The sequence below is a fragment of the Nocardioides sp. NPDC051685 genome, assembly GCF_044453405.1.
GTDB lineage: Bacteria > Actinomycetota > Actinomycetes > Propionibacteriales > Nocardioidaceae > Nocardioides.
Genome location: NZ_JBITCR010000004.1, coordinates 486,523 through 505,834, shown reverse-complemented (window position 1 = coordinate 505,834; position 19,312 = coordinate 486,523). Strand labels below are relative to the sequence as shown.

The window sequence follows — 19,312 nt, the reverse complement described above, 5'->3', positions numbered from 1 at the left end:
GATGCCCTGGAAGAACCCCTGGAAGCAGAACCCGTGGTTCGAGTCCGTCGCGGTGGCGCAGGAGCGTGCCCGCAAGCGGCTGCCGAAGCCGGTCTACGCGGCGTTGCTGGCCGGCTCGGAGCGAGGCCAGACGATCGCGGACAACCAGCAGGCCTTCGCCGACCTCGGGCTCGCGCCGCACGTGGCCGGCCATCACGACAAGCGTGAGCTGTCGACGTCGGTGCTGGGCCAGGAGATCGGGTTCCCGGTGATCATCTCGCCCACCGGCGTACAGGCCGTCCATCCCGACGGCGAGGTCGCGGTCGCGCGGGCGGCGGCGGCCCGGGGGACCGTGATGGGGCTGTCGAACTTCGCCTCCAAGGCGGTCGAGGAGGTCGTCGAGGCCAACCCGGCGACGTTCTTCCAGATGTACTGGACCGGTGACCGCGAGGTGATGATCCGCCGGATGCGCCGGGCCCACGCCGCCGGCGCGAAGGCGCTGATCGCCACCCTGGACTGGTCCTTCTCCATGGGACGTGACTGGGGCAGCCCGGAGATCCCGGAGAAGGTCGATCTGTCCGCGATGCTCCGGTTCGCACCGCAGGTGATGAGCCGGGGGAAGTGGCTGGCGGCGTACGCCCGCAGCGGCGGCATCCCGGACCTGACCGCGCCCAACCTGGCGCCGATCGCCGACGACGGCAGCCTGGGGGAGCCGCCCACGTTCTTCGGTGCCTACTACGAGTGGATGACCACGCCGCCGCCGTCCTGGGACGACGTGGCCTGGATGGCGGCGACCTGGAAGGAGATCACGCGTGGAAAGCCCTTCATGCTGAAGGGTGTCTGCCGGGTCGACGACGCGCTGCGTGCGGTCGACGCGGGCGTGGACGCGATCTCGGTCTCCAACCACGGCGGCAACAACCTCGACGGCACCCCGGCCACCATCCGGGTGCTGCCCCCGATCGCCGCCGCGGTGGGCGACCAGATCGAGGTGCTCCTCGACGGCGGCGTACGCCGCGGCTCCGACGTCGCCAAGGCGCTCGCTCTCGGCGCGCGTGCGGTGATGATCGGGCGGGCCTACCTGTGGGGCCTGGGCGCCAACGGCCAGGCCGGCGTCGAGAACGTCCTCGACATCCTCAAGGGCGGCCTCGACTCCGCGGTCCTCGGCATGGGCAAGGCCTCCGTCCACGACCTCAGCCCGGAGGACCTGGTGATCCCCGACGGCTTCGAGCTCGCCCTCGGCCAACGATCGGGTCAACCATCGGACCGGCCGTGAGCCTCGTCGACCGTCCCTGGTCCGAGATCGTGCCGGGCGGCACGGTCCTGGTTCCGATGGGCTCCACCGAGCAGCACGGCCCCCACCTGCCTCTCGATGTCGACACGGTGATCGCGACCGCGGTGGCCGACGAGCTCGCTCCGCTCGTCGGCGCCTCCGTCGCCCCGGCGATACCGGTCGGCGCCAGCGGGGAACACCAGTCGTTTCCCGGGACCATCTCGATCGGGACCGACGCCTTGACGACCGTGATCGTCGAGCTCGGCCGCTCGCTGACCACCTGGGCCTCCCGGGTCGTCCTGGTCAACGGTCACGGCGGCAACCTGGACGCGGTCGGGGCCGCCGTCACGCTCCTTCGCGCCGAGGGGCGAGAAGTGTCGTGGGTGCCCTGTCAGGTCACTGATGCGGATCCGCACGCCGGCCGCACCGAGACCTCACTCATGCTGCATCTGGCCCCCGAACGGGTACGTCTGCGGCAGGCCGTCCCGGGCAACACCCGCCCGATCGCCGAGCTGCTGCCGGCCATGCGGGCAGGCGGGGTCGAGGCCGTCTCGGCCAACGGCGTTCTCGGTGACCCGACCGGCGCGAGCGCCGAGCAGGGCAAACGCATCCTCGAGGCGATGGTCAGCGGCGCCTACGACCGCCTCCGGATCGGTGCCGTGGCGCGATGAGCACCCAGGCGGCGGCCCGGGTCGCGCTGGTGACCGGCGCGGCCCGCGGGATCGGCGCGGCCACCGTGCGGGGCCTGGTGGCCGAGGGCGTACGCGTCGTCGCGCTCGACTGGTGTGCGGGTGAGGACTCACCGGCCGGCTACCCCCAGGCCACGAAGGCCGACCTGGACACCCTCGTCGCCTCGCTCCCGGCCGGGTGGGTGGAACCGGTCGTGGGTGACGTACGTGACCCGGCGGCGCTCACCGCTGCGGTCGGTGCCGCGACCGAAAGGTGGGGACGGCTCGACATCGCCGTCGCGGCCGCCGCGGTGATCGCCGGAGGACGCCCGCTGTGGGAGGACGACTCGCTCGACCTGCAATGGCAGATCGACGTCGCCGGGGTCTGGAACACCGCCGCCGCGGCCGTTCCTGCGATGCTCGCCGGACCCGACCCCGGCGGGTGCCGGTTCGTCGCGCTCGCCTCTGCGGCAGGCTCGCGCGGCCTGTTCCATCTCGCCGCCTACAACGCCGCGAAGCATGCCGTGGTCGGTCTGGTGAAGGGCCTGGCCGCCGACCTCGCCGGGACCGGCGTCACCGCCTGCGCCGTCTCACCCGGCTCCACCGACACCGCGATGCTGGCCGCGACCGCGGACCTCTATTCGGTCACTCCGGGCGACCTCGCCGACCACCAGCTCCTGCGCCGGCCGCTCACCCCCGAGGAGGTCGCCGCCACCGTCGTCCACGCCTGCTCCCGTGCCGGGGCGGTGCTCAACGGCTCGGACGTCGCCGCCGACGGAGGCTTCGGCGGATGACGCTGCTGTCCGACGGATTCACGGTGCGGGTACGCGATGACGTACGCCTCCTCCCGATGCCCGACGGAGGGTTGTCGCTGGTCGGCGGCTCCCCGCTTCGATCCATGCGCCTCACGCCGGCCGCCTCCGCCCATGTGAACGGAAGGCAGGTGCGGGTCGGCGACACCGCCACCGACCTCATCGCCCGTCGTCTGCTCGACGGCAACCTCGCCGACCCCGAGGACCTGACGCCCGTCGACCCGGCCGAGCTCACCGTCATCGTCCCGGCCCACGACCGACCCGAGCACCTCGACCGCTGCCTGGCCGCCCTCGATGGTCTGAGCGTCATCGTCGTCGACGACGCCTCCCGCGACCCGGCCGCTGTCGCGGAGGTCGTACGCCGCCGCAGCGCCACCCTCCTCGCGCTGGCCGACAACCGCGGACCCGCCGGCGCCCGCAACGCCGGCCTCGCCCGGGTCACCACCCCTTACGTCGCCTTCGTCGACTCCGACGTCGCCGCCGACCCGAAGATGCTCACGCAGCTCGCCGGCCACCTCGCCGACCCCCGGGTCGCGCTGGCGGGACCGCTGGTCCGGGGGTACACCGACAAGGCTCGGCCGTCCTGGTTCGAACGCCACGACGTGGCCGCCTCCTCGCTGTCGCTCGGCACGAGGGCCTGCTCGGTGCGTCCCGGCGCGGCCGTCGGCTGGCTGCCGTCGGCCTGCCTGGTCGCCCGGACGACCACGCTCAGGGAGGTCGGTGGCTTCGCCCGCGACCTGCGCGTCGGCGAGGACGTCGACCTGGTCTGGCGACTGGTCGAGGCCGGTTACGTCGTCCGCTATCAGCCCGATCTCGAAGCGCTGCACGAGGTCCGCGGCACCGTCCGCGGCTGGCTCGGCCGCAAGCTCGTCTACGGCACCGGCGGCGCCGAGCTCGGCCGCCGCCACGGGGACGCGATCGCCCCGGCCATCCTCTCCCCGGCCATGGCCGCGGCCGGGGCCGCGATCCTCGCCGGCCGCTGGTGGTCGGCACCCGCGGCACTCGCCTCGCTGGTCTGGGGGAGTCGTGCCGTCGACGCGGCGCTCCCGGACGTACCCGGCCGCACCGGCCTCGCGATCCGGCTCGCCGCTCGAGGACTCGGCTGGTCGCTGCGCCAGGAGTCGGCCCTCCTGCTGCGCCACTGGTGGCCGCTCACGCTGGTCGCCTGCCTGCCCAGCCGCACCGCACGCCGCATGGTGCTGGCTGCGCTCGTCGTCGACACCGCCGTCGCGTTCCGGGAGACCGACGTCCGACCGGCGACCCTGCTCGGCCGCCGCCTGGACGACCTCGCGTACGGGACCGGCCTCTGGGTCGGCGCCGCGCGCGCCGGATCCGTGCGGTGCCTCACCCCGCGCATCGTGCGCCGGGCATCCTCGGCGCGGACGTAGCCGCCTGTTCCGGACGTACCGAAACCCTTGACGGCGCTCTGAGGGCCGTTCTACGATCATTCTGATATATGAGTTGTGTATCATTACCGGCATTCAGGAGCCCAGCATGACCATCAGTCCGCCAAGCTCGACCGCTGTTGCGTCCGTGGCGACCGTTCCGACAGCGACGACCAACGTGCTCACGCTCTCCTGTCAGGAGCGCCCGGGGATCATGCAGGCGGTCACGAGCTTCCTGTACGACCGCGGCTTCGACATCCTCGAGCACCAGCAGCACGACGACCGGATGGGGCAGCTGTTCTTCCTCCGCACCGAGTTCGCTGCTGCCGACGGGGCGGACGTCGATGAGCTCACGGCCGCGTTCGGGCCGATCGCGGACCGGTTCGACATGTCGTTCACCTTCCACGACGAGCGCAAGCCGCGGCTGCTGGTGATGGTCTCCAAGTTCGGCCACTGCCTCAACGACCTCATCTTCCGGTGGCGCGGCGGGACCCTGGGCGCCGAGATCGCCGTCGTCGCCTCCAACCACGAGGACCTCCGGCCGATGGCGGAGGCGGCGGGGCTGGAGTTCATCCACATCCCGATCGCGCCGGAGACGAAGCCGCAGGCCGAGCAGCGCATGCTCGACCTGGTCGAGGAGTACGACATCGACCTGGTCGTGCTCGCCCGCTACATGCAGATCCTGTCCGACGACCTCTGCCGCCAGCTCGAGGGACGCGCGATCAACATCCACCACTCGTTCCTGCCCGGCTTCAAGGGTGCCAAGCCCTACCACCAGGCGCACGCCCGCGGCGTGAAGCTCGTCGGTGCCACCGCTCACTACGTCACCGCCGATCTCGATGAGGGCCCGATCATCGAGCAGGAGGTCAACCGGGTCGACCACACCTACACCCCGCAGGCCCTGGCCCATGTCGGGCAGGACGCCGAGTGCCTCGCGCTCTCGCGTGCCGTTCGCTGGCACTGCGAGCACCGCGTCCTCATGCACGGTTCCAGCACCGTCGTGTTCCGCTGACCACCCACCCCGAACCACCCGAAAAGCTCAGGAGTTGCTCATGACGTCCTCGCCCCGCACGGTCATCATCGGCGCCGGCATCGTCGGCACGAACCTCGCGGACGAACTCGTGTCCCGCGGGTGGTCCGACATCACGGTCATCGAACAGGGTCCGCTCAGCCTGCCCGGCGGCTCGACCTCGCACGCCCCCGGTCTCGTCTTCCAGATCAACCCCTCGAAGACGATGACTCTGTTCGCCAAGTACACCGTGGAGAAGTTCATGGGCCTGGAGAAGGACGGCCTGAACTGCTTCAACCAGGTCGGTGGCCTCGAGGTCGCGACAACCGAGGCCCGGGTCGCCGAGCTCTACCGCAAGCTCGGCTACGCGAAGTCCTGGGGCATCGATGCCCGGGTGATCGGCCCCGCCGAGTGCAAGGACCTCTACCCGCACATCGACGAGTCGCAGGTCCTCGCGGGCCTGCACATCCCCACCGATGGGCTGGCCCGGGCGGCGCGTGCCGTCGACCTGCTCATCGAGCGTACGCAGGCGGCCGGTGTCACCTACCTCGGGCACACGGCGGTGACCGGGGTCCTCCAGGAGGGCGGCCACGTCACCGGCGTGGAGACCACGAACGGTGTCGTCGAGGCCGACATCGTCGTCTCCTGCGCCGGCTTCTGGGGTGTCGAGGTGGGGAAGATGGCGGGCACCGACGTGCCGCTCCTCCCGCTGGCCCACCAGTTCGTCAAGACCACGCCCGTCCCGGTCCTGGCCGGCAAGCACGAAGCGCCCGACGGCGCGACCCTGCCGATCCTGCGCCACCAGGACCAGGACCTCTACTTCCGCGAGTGGGGCGAGGGCTACGGGATCGGCTCCTACGCCCACAAGCCGATGCCGTACGTCGCCTCCGATCTCGGCCCGACCCCGGAGCACGTCGACCACGACAACATGCCCTCCAGGCTCGACTTCACGCCCGAGGACTTCGCAGGCCCGTGGGACGAGTGCCGCAAGCTGCTCCCGTGCCTGCAGGAGGCGGAGATCGCGGAGTCGTCGTTCAACGGCATCTTCTCGTTCACGCCCGACGGCGGCTCGCTCGTCGGTGAGTCCCGTGACCTCGACGGCTTCTGGGTGGCCGAGGCCGTCTGGGTCACCCACTCCGCCGGCGTCGCCCGGGCGGTGGCCGAGGTGCTGACCACCGGACGGTCCGAGTACGACCTCGCCGACCTCGAGCTCAATCGGTTCGAGGAGACGCAGCTGGCCCCGGCGTACGTCAGCGAGACCTCGCAGCAGAACTTCGTCGAGATCTACGACATCCTGCACCCGCTGCAGCCCAAGGAGTCGCCGCGCGACATCCGGGTCAGCCCGTTCCACGCCCGCCAGGTCGAGCTCGGCGCCTTCTTCCTCGAGGCCGGCACCTGGGAGCGGCCGCACTGGTACGAGGCCAACGCCGCCCTGCTGGACCAGCTGCCCGAGGAGTGGAAGTCGCCGACCCGTGACGACTGGTCGGCCCGCTACTACTCGCCGATCGCGGCCGTCGAGGCGTGGAAGACTCGCACCGCGGTCGCCATGTACGACATGACGCCGCTGCGCCGCCTCGAGGTCTCCGGTCCTGGCGCCGAGACGCTGCTGCAGCGGCTCACCACCGGTGACGTGAGCAAGAAGCCCGGTGCGGTGACCTACACCCTGTTCCTCGACGAGCAGGGCGGGATCAAGAGCGACATCACCGTCGCCCGTCTCGAGGACGAGGTCTACCAGGTCGGTGCCAACGGCACCGTCGACCTGGCGTACCTGCGGAGGGAGGCCCGCAAGCTGCGCGCCGAGAACCCCGCGCTCGCCGCCCACGTCCGCGACATCACCGGTGGCACCTGCTGCATCGGCCTGTGGGGTCCGCTGGCCCGGGACCTGATCGGCAAGGTCAGCGACGACGACTTCACCAACGACGGTCTGAAGTACTTCCGCGGCAAGCGGGCCACCATCGGCGGGATCCCCGTCACGGCCCTGCGCCTGTCCTACGTCGGCGAGCTCGGCTGGGAGATCTACGCCTCCGCCGAGAACGGCCAGAAGCTGTGGGACGTCCTGTGGGAGGCCGGCCAGGAGCACGGTGTCGTCGCCGCCGGCCGGGCCGCGTTCGGCGCGCTCCGCCTGGAGAAGGGCTACCGGTCCTGGGGCGCCGACATGACCACCGAGCACGACCCGTACGAGGCGGGCGTCGGGTTCGCGGTGAAGTCCGCCAAGGAGGACTTCGTCGGCAAGGCGGCCCTCGAGGGTCGCTCGGTGGAGACCTCGGCCCGCCGGCTGCGCTGCCTCACCATCGACGACGGCAAGTCCATGGTGCTCGGCAAGGAGCCCGTGCTGTCGGGCGAGACCGCGGTCGGATACGTCACCAGTGCGGCGTACGGGTTCACGATCGGCAAGCCGATCGCCTACGCCTACCTGCCGGCGGAGATCGGCGAGGGCGACCAGGTCGAGATCGAGTACTTCGGCCAGCGGATCGCGGCGACGGTCACCCCGGAGCCGCTCTTCGACCCGAGCATGAGCCGCCTGCGCGGCTGAGCTGTGGGGTCGAGATCGGGCGCCGGCCAGATGGCCGGCGCCCGATCTCGCATCGGCCGCAACGAGGGCAACATTTGTCTCTGTCCTCATGACAAATGCTGTCGCGCTAGCCGCACTCGAATCTCTCGTACAACATTTGTCGCCTGTTGGATTACAATTGTTGTCATGACTAATGCGACGCTGGTGGCCCTGGGTGCCATTGCCGAGCGGCAGTGGGGTCTGCTCACGACAGCTCAGGCCACCGCGGCTGGCATTTCCCGCCAGCAGCTGGCGCGCATGGCCGACGCCGGCGCGATCGAGCGGGTCGCCCAAGGCGTCTATCGCATGGCCGGCGCACCGTCTCAGGAGCATGAGGCGATCTACGCGACCTGGCTCGCGCTCGGCGGCGCCACGACGCCACGCACCGAGGCCGGTGTCGCCGCACTGGTGACCGCCGGCGTCACCGCGACCGTCGTACACGGCCTCGGGGACTTCTTCCTCGAGAGCTTCGACTTCATGGTCCCGGCCCGCAAGGGCACCCGGCTGCCCGAGGTACGGCTGCGGGTCCGGCAGCTGACCCGCGAGGAGGTCATGCCCGTCAACGGCCTGCCCGTGCTCACCATCGAGCGGACCATCGCCGACCTGGTCGAGCAGTGGACCGATCTCTCCCTGGTCGCCGCCGTCGTACGCGACGCCGTCTTCTCCGGGCGGCTGGTCGCTCCCGATCGACTCGTCGACTACCTCGATCCTGTTGCCCGTGCCCAGCAGCGCCGCGGCGTCGGCGACGGCGATGGTCGGTCCCTGGCCCAGGTGCTGTTCGAGCTCGCCGGAGACGCACCCGAGGGATGGGCCGCATGAGCAAGGACGCCAGCGAGGGATACCGCGACTGGCGATCCCTCGAGCTCGCCATGAAGGAAGCCGCCAAGAAGGCGGCCCGAGAGGCCGGGCCGAAGGTCGGCGCGGCGACGGTGGCCTCCCAGATCCGACAGGCTCGCTTCGACCGGTTCCTCTCCCGGGTCTTCGTCGACGGGGAGCAGTCGGAGTGGATGCTCAAGGGCGGGATGAGCATGCTCGCCCGGGTGCCGCAGTCTCGATCCACCAAGGACATGGACCTGGCCTCCGAGCGCGCCAGCGATCTCGCCGAGGCCGAAGCCGCCCTGTCTCGTGCCGTCGCGGTCGACCTCGATGACCACCTCACCTTCCGACTGATCCGCAGCACCTCGACGGGCCTGGGGGAGAACCAGCCCGGCGTAGCCACCAGGCGCTACGTCTTCGCCTGCATTGACACCGGCGACGAATACACTCCAGAGACCCAGATCGACACCGTGCAGGTCGACCTGGTCGTCGGCCCGGCCCCAGTCGGCGAGCCCGAGATCGTCGAGCCGGCGAACCGACTGCACCTGCGCCGGACGCTGATCACCCACCCCTACCGGCTCTACCCGGTCGCCGACCAGATCGCTGACAAGGTCTGCGCGACCATGGACACCAACTACCCCGGCGGCCGCCGCTCGAGCCGGGTCAAGGACCTGGTCGACCTGGTCGTGCTCGCACGCACCCAGAAGGTCGACCTCGACGAGCTGCGCGCAGCGATCGCGACCAAGCGGACCATGAGCCAGATCGACCCGTTCGACAAGTTCGAGATCCCCACCGAGTGGGCCACCACCTTCCCCAAGCTCGCCGCTGAGGTCCCCGAAGCTCGCGGCGTCGACCTGGCCGAGGCAGAGGCGTACGTCGGCCAGCTCGTCGACCCGGCTCTGACCAGCACGACCGACGCGACGGCCGCGGTGTGGGTGCCCGGCGCCGGATGGACCCCGCCCGACGAGGTCTCAGCGACCGAGGCAGCCGTCGCCGAGGACATCGCAGGTGGGGGAGACGTCTACGTACGCCACCACACCCGAGCCGGCTGGCCGGTACGGAAACACTGGCGAGCTGCACGCGGCGCCGGCGGCCGGCCGGACGAGATCTAGACGCCGGGCCGGCTCGGTGCCAGCCGGTTCTTGACCCCCAGCTCGGGCCCGGATTGAATCGGCTTTACTTACATGAGTGCTTGTGAAGGGGTCAATCGGGTGACCGAGTTCAGGTTCTGGCGTGTAGCGACGATCGTCGCGCTCTCCTTGTTTGCGACGGCATGCCAAGGGGGCGAGGGTGCCTCGGTCGGTAAGGCTGAACCGACGAGCAGCCCGTCGAGTAGTCCGTCCGAGGAGGGATGCCTCTCCTGGTCGGTGCCCTGTTCTCGGGCGCCGTCGGGGTCGCCCACGCCCGACGTCTGGCCGGCGCTGACCTCGTTGTCCTACAAGTCAGCCGCGGTCAGGCTGCCGGGCAAGGGGTGGACTGCGGTGCCGGAGGGCGAGGACATGGCGGTGATGCCGGCAGGAGCCTTGGACGAAAGGATTTCCAAGAGTGCGGCCCTTGTCTATGACGACAGTGATCCCGACCGTCGTAAGAGCAAGGCGACCGTCAGTCTGGAGATCCACAGCTACGACCCGCACGCCGAGGGCAATGACCTTGACGTCGACTACATGCGTCGTGAGGTCGCCAAGATCGCCTTGGAGATCCAGGAGGGTTGGGGCCCGTTGTCTCAGGAGCCGTCGATCACGAAAGACGGTGTGGTCTACGACGTCATCGTCTCGGGCCACAAGTCCGGGCTGAAGAAGAACCCCAACAAGATCCTCACCTGGCGGTGGGAGTACATCGGAGTTGTCATGCGCAAGGGCGGGAACGAGGCCGCGGGCATCAAGACGGTCATCGAGTGTCGGGGCGAGTTCTACTCAGAGCAGAAGTGCGCGAAGTTGGCGAACGACGTGTTCGCCACGCTGCAGGTGAAGAAGCGGTGACGGCCTAGACACCCACCCGGCAGGTGTCTCAATCCACAGCGGTCACCTATCTCTGGGACACCACTCTCGACCGGAAGCCGGCGCGCAGGGCGGGCGACCAGCTCTCCGGGTCGAGGAGAGGTAGCGGCAGCGCGGCGTACGCCGATCGCACTGGTCGACGTTCGATGCACGTTCGTCTCGGTCGAGCGGGTGCTTGATCCGCGGCTGGCCCGCGAGCCGGTGATCGTGTTGTCGAACCAACGACGAGTGCGGTCTCGCGCTTGGATGAGGCCAAGGCGCTCGGGTGCGGATGGGCGATCCGTGGTTCGAGCCCTGCGAGAATCCTGCGGTCAGAGGACGCGGCGGATCTCCATGGCGAAGCTGTCGATGTGCTCGCGGGTCAGGCGCTCGGCGCGCTCGGCGTCGCCGTCGGCGATCGCCTCCAGGAGCGGGGCGTGCTCGGCGATGTGGGAGGCCAGGTCGGGGAGCTTGTCGACGACCAGGCACCAGATCCGGGTGGCCAGGTTGTCGTACCTGATCAGCACGTCCTCGAGGTGCTTGTTGCCGGTCGCGCGGTAGATCAGCCGGTGCACCGACATGTCGAGGCGCATCAGCGTGGGCCGGTCGTCGCCCGACCCGTCGAGCGCGCGAACCCTCGCGGCCATGGCGCGCAGCTCGGCCCGCATGCTGTCGGTCGCGGCTGTCGCCGCGCGGCCGGCGGCGAACGGCTCGAGCTGCTGGCGCAGGTCGGAGATCGCGCCCAGCTCGGTGACGTCGACGGCCGTCGCGAACGTGCCCCGGCGCGGGTAGGAGACGACCAGATGATCGGTCTCCAGGCGCTTGAGGGCCTCGCGCACGGGGGTGCGGCCGAAGCCGAGGGACTCCGCGAGCCTGCCGTCGTTGATCGGCTCGCCCGGCCTGATGTCGAGCATGATCAGCCGGTCCCGGATGCGCTCGTAGGCGGCGTACGCCAGTGAGGTCGGCGGCGCGCCGACCGTCGGCCGGGCGGGCGTCTGAAGGTCGGTCATTCGATGTCACCGCTTTCTGGTCTGGACCGTTGACAGGTGTCTTCGCCACCAAGCATACTGGTGATCCGGAACTGATATATCAATCGTACTTCAAGAGTTTGGGAGTTCATCGTGGTTGACGTCTTGACCGCCTCGCTCGCGGACCTCGATCCCGAGGTCCGCGAGCAGATCGACGCCGAGCTGAGCCGCCAGCAGACGACGCTGGAGATGATCGCCTCGGAGAACTTCGCTCCCGCTGCCGTCATGGAGGCTCAGGGATCGGTCCTGACCAACAAGTACGCGGAGGGCTATCCCGGCCGTCGCTACTACGGCGGCTGCGAGCACGTCGACGTCATCGAGCAGCTCGCCATCGACCGTCTCAAGGCGCTCTTCTCCGCGGAGTACGCCAACGTGCAGCCGCACTCGGGTGCCCAGGCCAACGCCGCCGCGATGTTCGCCCTGCTCGAGCCCGGCGACACGATCCTCGGCCTCTCGCTGGCCCACGGCGGCCACCTCACCCACGGCATGAAGATCAACTTCTCCGGCCGCCTCTACCAGGTCGTGCCGTACGAGGTCTCCCGCGAGGACTTCCTGATCGACATGGCCGAGGTCGAGCGCCTGGCCCTCGAGCACCGGCCCAAGCTGATCGTCGCCGGCTGGTCCGCCTACCCCCGCCAGCTCGACTTCGCCGAGTTCCGCCGGATCGCCGACCTGGTCGGCGCCCGCCTCATGGTCGACATGGCCCACTTCGCCGGCCTGGTCGCGACCGGCCTCCACCCGAACCCGGTGCCCTTCGCCGACGTCGTCACCTCGACGACCCACAAGACCCTCGGCGGCCCGCGCGGCGGCGTCATCCTCACCAACGACCCCGCCATCGCCAAGAAGATCAACTCCTCGGTCTTCCCCGGCCAGCAGGGCGGGCCGCTCGAGCACGTCATCGCCGGCAAGGCGGTCGCTTTCAAGGTCGCCGCTGAGCCCGAGTTCCGCGAGCGCCAGGAGCGTACGCTGCGGGGTGCCCGCATCATCGCCGAGCGGCTGCTCGCCGCCGACGTCGCGGCCGCCGGTGTCTCCGTGGTCAGCGGCGGCACGGACGTCCACCTGGTGCTGGTCGACCTGCGCGACTCCGAGCTCAACGGCCAGGACGGCGAGGACCGGCTCCACCGCATCGGCATCACGGTCAACCGCAACGCGGTCCCGTTCGACCCGCGTCCGCCGATGGTCTCCTCCGGCCTGCGGATCGGCACGCCGGCCCTCGCCACCCGCGGCTTCGGCGACACCGACTTCAGCGAGGTGGCCGACATCATCGCGGCCGCTCTGAAGGACGACTTCACCGAGGAGACGGCCGACGCGCTGCGTGCGCGGGTCACGAACCTCGCCGAGAAGCACCCGCTCTACCCCCACCTCCTCGAGTCGAACGGAGCCGAGTGATGGCAGACCTGCTGCCCGAGCACCCCGACTTCCTCTGGCGCAACCCGGAGCCCAAGTCGTCCTACGACGTCGTCATCATCGGCGGCGGCGGGCACGGCCTGGCGACGGCCTACTACCTGGCGAAGAACCACGGCATCACGAACGTCGCGGTTCTCGAGCGCGGCTGGCTCGCCGGCGGCAATATGGCGCGGAACACGACGATCATCCGGTCCAACTACCTCTGGGACGAGTCGGCGGCGATCTACGAGCACTCCCTCAAGCAGTGGGAGGTGCTCCCCGACGAGCTCGACTACGACTTCCTCTTCAGCCAGCGCGGCGTGCTCAACCTGGCCCACACGCTCCAGGACGTACGCGACTCGGTGCGGCGCTGCGAGGCCAACCGTCTCAACGGGATCGATGCCGAGTGGCTCGACGCGGACCAGGTGAAGGAGGTCTGCCCGATCATCAACACCAGCGACAACATCCGCTACCCGGTCCTCGGCGCGACCTACCAGCCCCGAGCGGGCATCGCCAAGCACGACCACGTCGCCTGGGCGTTCGCCCGCAAGGCCGACGAGCTCGGTGTCGACCTGATCCAGGACTGCGAGGTCACCGGCATCGTCAAGGACGGCAACCGGGTGGTCGGTGTGCAGACCAGCCGCGGCACGATCGCGGCCGGGAAGGTCGCGCTGTGTGCGGCCGGGCACTCCAGCGTCCTCGCCGAGATGGCCGGCTTCGACCTGCCGATCCAGTCGCACCCGCTCCAGGCGCTCGTCTCCGAGCTCCACCAGCCCGTCCACCCGACCGTGGTGATGTCGAACCACGTCCACGTCTACGTCTCCCAGGCCCACAAGGGCGAGCTGGTCATGGGCGCGGGTGTCGATGCGTACAACGGCTACGGGCAGCGCGGCGGGTTCCACGTGATCGAGGAGCAGATGGCGGCCGCCGTCGAGCTGTTCCCGATCTTCGCCCGCGCGCACCTGCTCCGGACCTGGGGCGGCATCGTCGACGTCACCCCGGACGCCTCCCCGGTCGTGAGCAAGACGCCGATCGACCAGCTCTACGTGAACTGCGGCTGGGGCACCGGCGGCTTCAAGGGCACCCCGGGCGCAGGCTGGACGATGGCGCACACGATCGCCCACGACGAGCCCCACGAGTACAACGCACCGTTCGCGCTGGAGCGATTCAGCACCGGTGCCCTCATCGACGAGCACGGCGCAGCCGCCGTGGCCCACTGAAAGGAGCCGACGATGATCCTCATCAGCTGCCCCGACTGCGGGCCCCGCGACGAGACCGAGTTCCACTACGGCGGTCAGGCCCACGTCCCCTACCCGGAGGACCCGAACGCCCTCAGCGACGAGGAGTGGGGTCGCTACCTGTTCTACCGCGAGAACACCAAGGGCATCTTCGCCGAGCGCTGGGTCCACAGCTCCGGCTGCCGCAAGTGGTTCAACGTCCTTCGCGACACCGTCACCTACCGCATCGCCGCCGTCTACCGGAACGGCGAACCGCGCCCCACCCTGGAAGGAGGCCCGCAGTGAGCACGACGTCGCACCGCCTCACCGACGGCGGCCGCATCGACCGATCGACCCGTCTCGCGTTCAGCGTCGACGGCCAGGCGTACGCCGGCCACGCCGGTGACACCCTCGCCTCCGCGCTGATCGCCAACGGCGTGCTCGAGTGCGGACCCTCGCTCTACCGGCAGCGCCCCCGTGGCGTACTCGCCGCCGGGCTCGAGGAGCCCAACGCGCTGGTCAAGCTGAGGCGCCCCGGCGACTCGGTCACCGAGTCGATGCTCCCGGCCACGACGGTCGAGCTCGTCGACGGCCTCGAGGCCGACTACCTCAGCGGCCTCGGCGAGCTCGACCCAGCCGACGACACCGCGGTCTACGACAAGAAGTACGTCCACACCGACCTGCTCGTCATCGGTGCCGGCCCGACCGGGCTGGCCGCGGCGCGCACCGCCGCCGCCTCCGGCGCCCGCGTGATCCTGATCGACGACCAGCCCGAGCTCGGTGGGTCGCTGCTCTCCGCCCGCGACCTGAGCGTCGACGGCGTGGACAGCGACACCTGGCTGCGCGACGTCGCCGGGGAGCTCGCGGCCGCCCCGGAGGTCACGGTCCTCACCCGGACCAACGCCTTCGGCAGCTATGACGCCAACTACGTGATCGCGCTCGAGAGCCGGCTGGACCACCTCGACGCGTCCGCCAAGAAGGCGCTCACCGGCCTGTCGCGACAGCGCCTGTGGCACATCCGCGCCCAGCAGGTCGTCGTCGCCACCGGTGCGCACGAGCGCCCCCTCGTCTTCGCCAACAACGACCGCCCGGGCGTGATGCTCGCCTCCGCGGTCCGCACCTACCTGAACCGCTACGGCGTGGCCGCCGGCTCCAACGTGCTGCTCGCGACGACCAACGACAGCGCCTACGAGGTCGCCGCCGACCTGGCCGCTGCCGGAATCGCCGTGGCGGCCGTCGTCGACGCTCGCGCCGAGCGGTCCGAGACCGCCCGCCGCGCCGAGGAGTCCGGCATCGAGGTCGTCCTCGGCTCCGCCGTCCTCGACACCGACGGTGACCCGCGGGTCACCTCGGCGACCGTGTCGGCCATCGACGCCGACGGCGCCGCGGTCGGCGAGCGGCGAGAGATCGCCTGCGACGTCGTCGCCGTCGCCGGAGGCTGGAGCCCCGTGGTCCACCTGCACAGCCAGCGGCAGGGCAAGGTCCGCTGGAACGAGGACCTGGCCGGGTTCGTCCCCGACGGGGAGGTGGCCGGCCAGCAGATCGTGGGGTCGGCCCGCGGCAGCTACACCCTCGACGCGTGCCTCGCCGAGGGCCGGTACGCAGCAGCGACGGCGCTCCTCGCCACCGGCCTCATCAGCGAGGCCGAGGCGCCGGCCGAGCCGCTCCCCGCGGCCACCGGCAACGGTACGACCCGCAGCCTGTGGCTCGCCGCCGAGGGCGGCGTCCCGCTGGACGATCTGGTCGACCACTTCGTCGACTTCCAGCGCGACCAGACGGTGCATGACGTACTGCGGGCGACCGGAGCCGGCATGCGCAGCGTCGAGCACATCAAGCGCTACACCTCGATCAGCACCGCCAACGACCAGGGCAAGACCTCCGGCGTCAACGCCATCGGGGTCATCGCGGCCGCCCTCAACGACGGTCGCAGCCCCGGAGAGATCGGCACGACGACGTACCGGGCGCCGTACGCTCCGATCCCGTTCGTCGCGCTCGCCGGCCGCGAACGGGGCGACCTGTTCGACCCGGCCAGGCTGACCTCGATCCACCCCTGGCACGTCGCGCAGGGCGCCGAGATGGAGATCGTGGGGCAGTGGCTGCGGCCCTGGTACTACCCGCAGGACGGCGAGTCGCTCGACGAGGCCGTGCTCCGCGAGTGTGCCGCGGTCCGCGAGTCCGTCGGCATGATGGACGCGACCACCCTGGGCAAGATCGAGGTGTGGGGGAGCGATGCCGGTGAGTTCCTCAACCGGATCTACACCAACGCCTTCAAGAAGCTCGCCCCCGGATCCGCCCGCTACGGCGTGATGTGCACCCCTGACGGGATGATGTTCGACGACGGCGTCACCCTCCGCATCGACGAGGGCCGCTACTTCATGACGACGACCACCGGCGGCGCCGCCAAGGTCCTCGACTGGCTCGAGGAGTGGCACCAGACCGAGTGGCCGACCCTGGACGTCAGCTTCACCTCGGTCACCGAGCAGTGGGCCACCGTCGCCGTCGTCGGCCCGAGGTCTCGCGAGGTGATCGCCAAGATCGCCCCGGAGCTCGACGTCAGCAACGACGCGTTCCCGTTCATGACCTTCCGGGAGACGACGCTCGCCTCGGGCATCCCGGCGCGGGTGTGCCGGATCTCGTTCTCCGGAGAGCTCGCCTTCGAGGTCAACGTCGAGACCTGGTTCGGCCAAAGGGTGTGGGAGGAGATCCACGCCGCCGGCCAGGAATGGGACATCACCCCCTACGGCACCGAGACCATGCACGTGCTCCGCGCCGAGAAGGGCTACCCGATCGTCGGTCAGGACACCGACGGCACGGTCACGCCCCAGGACGCCGGCATGGAGTGGATCATCTCCAAGGCGAAGGACTTCGTCGGCAAGCGGTCCTACCAGCGGGCCGACACCTCCCGCACCGACCGCAAGCACCTCGTCTCGGTGCTGCCCGTCGACAAGTCCTTCAGGCTGCCCGAGGGCACCCAGCTGGTCGAGGCCGGTACGCCGATCACCCCTGCCGAGGGGCCGGTGCCGATGCTCGGGCACGTGACCTCGAGCTACCACAGCGCCGCGCTCGGACGTTCGTTCGCGCTGGCACTCATCAAGGATGGCCGCAACCGCATCGGCCAGACCCTCGTCGCGCCGGTCGGGGACCGACTGGTCGACGTCGTCGTCGCTGAAACCGTCCTCTACGACCCGGAAGGAAGCCGCCGCGATGGTTGAGACCACGATCGAGCCGCTCGACAAGAAGATCTCGGATCTGCGCGTCAGCCCGGCCCACCACCTCCACGGCGCCTTCGTCGACGCCGGCGTCACCGGAGCCTTCGGGGTGCGGGTGCGCGAGGAGCAGTTCCTGACCATGGTGGGCCTGCGGGTGCCGGCCGGCTCGCCCGACCGGGCCCGCCTGGCCAAGATCCTCGGCGCCGAGCTCCCCGGCCGGTGCGGTGAGGTCGCCACGGGCCACGACGTGGTCGTCCTGTGGCTCTCGCCCGACGAATACCTGGTCATCTCGCAGCGCGTGGCCGGCTCCACCCTGGTGTCCTACCTGCGCGCGGGCGTCTCCGAAGGGGGTGCCGCGGTCGTCGACCTGTCGGCCAACCGCACCACCCTTCGGCTCGAAGGTCCCTCGGCGCAGGCGGTCCTCGAGAAGGGCTGCCCGCTCGACCTCCACCCGAGGGCCTTCGCCACCGGCACCGCGGTCGCCACCAACATCGGGCGTGTCCCGGTGCTGCTCTGGAAGGTCGACACCGACTCCTTCCGGGTCCTTCCGCGGGCCTCGTTCGCCGACTACCTGGGCCGCTGGCTGATCGACGCCATGGCCGAGTTCAAGGTGTTGGGATCCGGCTGATGGCGCTGAGCGTGTTCGACATGTTCTCGGTCGGCATCGGACCGTCGTCCTCCCACACGGTCGGTCCGATGCGGGCGGCGGTGCAGTTCACCGACGCCCTGAAGGCCGGCTCCCTGCTGGACGCCGTCGCCCGCGTCGAGGTGGAGCTGTTCGGCTCGCTCGGCGCCACCGGCCACGGCCACGGCTCCGACAAGGCGGTCGTCCTCGGCCTCGAGGGCAACCGTCCCGAGACGGTCGACACGGACAACGCCGACGCCCGGGTGGCCGAGGTCCGGGCCACCCGGCGGCTCAGGCTCGCCGCTGCCCGCGACATCGAGTTCGACGCCGACGACGTGGTCATGCATCGAACGAAGACCCTCCCCGCGCACCCGAACGGGATGACCTTCCGGGCCTTCGGCGCGTCCGCCGAGGTGCTCCAGGAGAGCACCTACTACTCGGTCGGCGGTGGCTTCGTCGTGGACGAGGACGCGGCCGGTGCCGACCGGATCGTCGAGGACGCGACCCCCATCCCGTACCCCTTCACCACCGGCGCGGAGCTGCTCGCGGTCTGCGCCGAGTCGGGCAAGCGGATCAGCGACGTCATGATGGCCAACGAGCTGGCGTGGCGTACGGAGGAGGAGGTGCGCGCCGAGCTGCTGCACATCTGGTCGGTCATGCAGGAGTGCGTGCACAACGGCTGCACCCGCGTCGAGCCCACGCTCCCCGGCGGGCTGAAGGTGCCCCGTCGCGCCCCTGGCCTGTACGCCCACCTCCACTCGGTCACCGACGAGACCGACCCGCTCCGGGCGATGGACTGGGTCAACCTCTTCGCGCTGGCCGTCAACGAGGAGAACGCCTCGGGCGGGCGGATCGTCACCGCCCCGACCAACGGCGCCGCGGGCATCGTCCCGGCCGTGCTCCACTACTACGAGAAGTTCGTGCCCAGCGCCGACGAGGACGGGATCGTGAGGTTCCTCCTCGCCGCCGCCGCGGTCGGGATCCTGTTCAAGATCAACGCGTCGATCTCCGGTGCCGAGGTCGGCTGCCAGGGAGAGGTCGGCTCGGCCTGCGCGATGGCCGCCGGCGCGCTGTGCGAGGTGCTCGGAGGCACCCCGGAGCAGGTGGAGAACGCAGCCGAGATCGGCATCGAGCACAACCTCGGGCTCACCTGCGACCCCGTCGGTGGCCTGGTGCAGATCCCGTGCATCGAGCGCAACGCCATCGCCAGCAACAAGGCCATCAACGCCGCCCGCATCGCCGCCCGCGGCGACGGCAGCCACCGGGTCTCCCTCGACGCCGCGATCAAGACCATGCGCGAGACCGGGGCCGACATGAAGATCAAGTACAAGGAGACCTCCCGCGGAGGCCTTGCTGTCAACGTCATCGAATGCTGACGTCA

Annotated in this window: 16 protein-coding genes; 15 read left to right on the top strand and 1 reads right to left on the bottom strand. The window is 70.3% G+C overall.

Features of this window, described 5'->3' with window-relative positions:
- Position 1 precedes the first annotated feature (1 nt).
- The 9 genes from mftD (at position 2) to ACIA03_RS15130 (ending at position 10,469) form a co-directional block, all read left to right on the top strand.
- Positions 2-1,252, top strand: coding sequence for a pre-mycofactocin synthase MftD (mftD, locus tag ACIA03_RS15170; protein ID WP_396983781.1), 1,251 nt, complete (start codon positions 2-4; stop codon positions 1,250-1,252).
- A complete protein-coding gene (gene mftE, locus ACIA03_RS15165; protein WP_396983778.1) occupies positions 1,249-1,920 on the top strand; it encodes a mycofactocin biosynthesis peptidyl-dipeptidase MftE in 672 nt (223 codons plus the stop codon). The genes mftD and mftE overlap by 4 nt, the downstream gene beginning before the upstream one ends.
- Positions 1,917-2,711 carry a mycofactocin-coupled SDR family oxidoreductase gene (locus ACIA03_RS15160; RefSeq protein ID WP_396983776.1) on the top strand — a complete coding sequence of 265 codons (795 nt, stop codon included), beginning with the start codon at positions 1,917-1,919 and terminating at the stop codon, positions 2,709-2,711. Before mftE ends, ACIA03_RS15160 begins: the two co-directional genes overlap by 4 nt.
- Positions 2,708-4,117 (top strand): mycofactocin biosynthesis glycosyltransferase MftF, encoded by a 1,410-nt coding sequence (gene mftF / locus ACIA03_RS15155; RefSeq protein WP_396983774.1) that lies wholly within the window; start codon positions 2,708-2,710, stop codon positions 4,115-4,117. The genes ACIA03_RS15160 and mftF overlap by 4 nt, the downstream gene beginning before the upstream one ends.
- Before the next feature lie 106 nt (positions 4,118-4,223).
- Positions 4,224-5,126, top strand: coding sequence for a formyltetrahydrofolate deformylase (gene purU / locus ACIA03_RS15150; protein ID WP_396983772.1), 903 nt, complete (start codon positions 4,224-4,226; stop codon positions 5,124-5,126).
- Positions 5,127-5,166: 40 nt separating this feature from the next.
- Positions 5,167-7,656, top strand: a complete 2,490-nt coding sequence (locus ACIA03_RS15145; protein ID WP_396983770.1) for an FAD-dependent oxidoreductase — start codon at positions 5,167-5,169, stop codon at positions 7,654-7,656.
- Positions 7,657-7,821: 165 nt separating this feature from the next.
- Positions 7,822-8,493, top strand: coding sequence for a type IV toxin-antitoxin system AbiEi family antitoxin domain-containing protein (locus ACIA03_RS15140; RefSeq protein WP_396983768.1), 672 nt, complete (start codon positions 7,822-7,824; stop codon positions 8,491-8,493).
- Positions 8,490-9,602, top strand: coding sequence for a nucleotidyl transferase AbiEii/AbiGii toxin family protein (locus ACIA03_RS15135; protein WP_396983766.1), 1,113 nt, complete (start codon positions 8,490-8,492; stop codon positions 9,600-9,602). Before ACIA03_RS15140 ends, ACIA03_RS15135 begins: the two co-directional genes overlap by 4 nt.
- A 255-nt stretch (positions 9,603-9,857) precedes the next feature.
- Positions 9,858-10,469 carry a hypothetical protein gene (locus ACIA03_RS15130; protein WP_396983764.1) on the top strand — a complete coding sequence of 204 codons (612 nt, stop codon included), beginning with the start codon at positions 9,858-9,860 and terminating at the stop codon, positions 10,467-10,469.
- Positions 10,470-10,798: 329 nt separating this feature from the next.
- Here the strand turns inward: ACIA03_RS15130 and ACIA03_RS15125 are convergent, their stop codons facing one another.
- A complete protein-coding gene (locus ACIA03_RS15125; RefSeq protein WP_396983762.1) occupies positions 10,799-11,476 on the bottom strand; it encodes a GntR family transcriptional regulator in 678 nt (225 codons plus the stop codon).
- Positions 11,477-11,587: 111 nt separating this feature from the next.
- On the opposite strand from ACIA03_RS15125, the gene glyA reads away from it, so the two are divergent.
- From glyA to ACIA03_RS15095, 6 genes are read left to right on the top strand one after another with little or no spacing between them, the layout of a single operon-like run.
- Entirely contained in the window at positions 11,588-12,883 is a 1,296-nt protein-coding gene (gene glyA, locus ACIA03_RS15120) for a serine hydroxymethyltransferase (protein WP_396983760.1), read from the top strand.
- Positions 12,883-14,100 carry a sarcosine oxidase subunit beta family protein gene (locus tag ACIA03_RS15115; protein WP_141795560.1) on the top strand — a complete coding sequence of 406 codons (1,218 nt, stop codon included), beginning with the start codon at positions 12,883-12,885 and terminating at the stop codon, positions 14,098-14,100. The genes glyA and ACIA03_RS15115 overlap by 1 nt, the downstream gene beginning before the upstream one ends.
- Before the next feature lie 12 nt (positions 14,101-14,112).
- Positions 14,113-14,403: a sarcosine oxidase subunit delta gene (locus ACIA03_RS15110; protein WP_396983757.1), complete on the top strand. Its 291-nt coding sequence runs from the start codon at positions 14,113-14,115 to the stop codon at positions 14,401-14,403.
- Positions 14,400-17,309 carry a sarcosine oxidase subunit alpha family protein gene (locus ACIA03_RS15105; protein ID WP_396983755.1) on the top strand — a complete coding sequence of 970 codons (2,910 nt, stop codon included), beginning with the start codon at positions 14,400-14,402 and terminating at the stop codon, positions 17,307-17,309. Before ACIA03_RS15110 ends, ACIA03_RS15105 begins: the two co-directional genes overlap by 4 nt.
- The gene (locus ACIA03_RS15100; RefSeq protein WP_396983753.1) at positions 17,302-17,934 is read left to right on the top strand and encodes a sarcosine oxidase subunit gamma; all 633 of its coding nucleotides are present in this window, start codon (positions 17,302-17,304) and stop codon (positions 17,932-17,934) included. The genes ACIA03_RS15105 and ACIA03_RS15100 overlap by 8 nt, the downstream gene beginning before the upstream one ends.
- The gene (locus ACIA03_RS15095) at positions 17,934-19,307 is read left to right on the top strand and encodes an L-serine ammonia-lyase (protein ID WP_396983751.1); all 1,374 of its coding nucleotides are present in this window, start codon (positions 17,934-17,936) and stop codon (positions 19,305-19,307) included. Before ACIA03_RS15100 ends, ACIA03_RS15095 begins: the two co-directional genes overlap by 1 nt.
- Positions 19,308-19,312 lie beyond the last annotated feature (5 nt).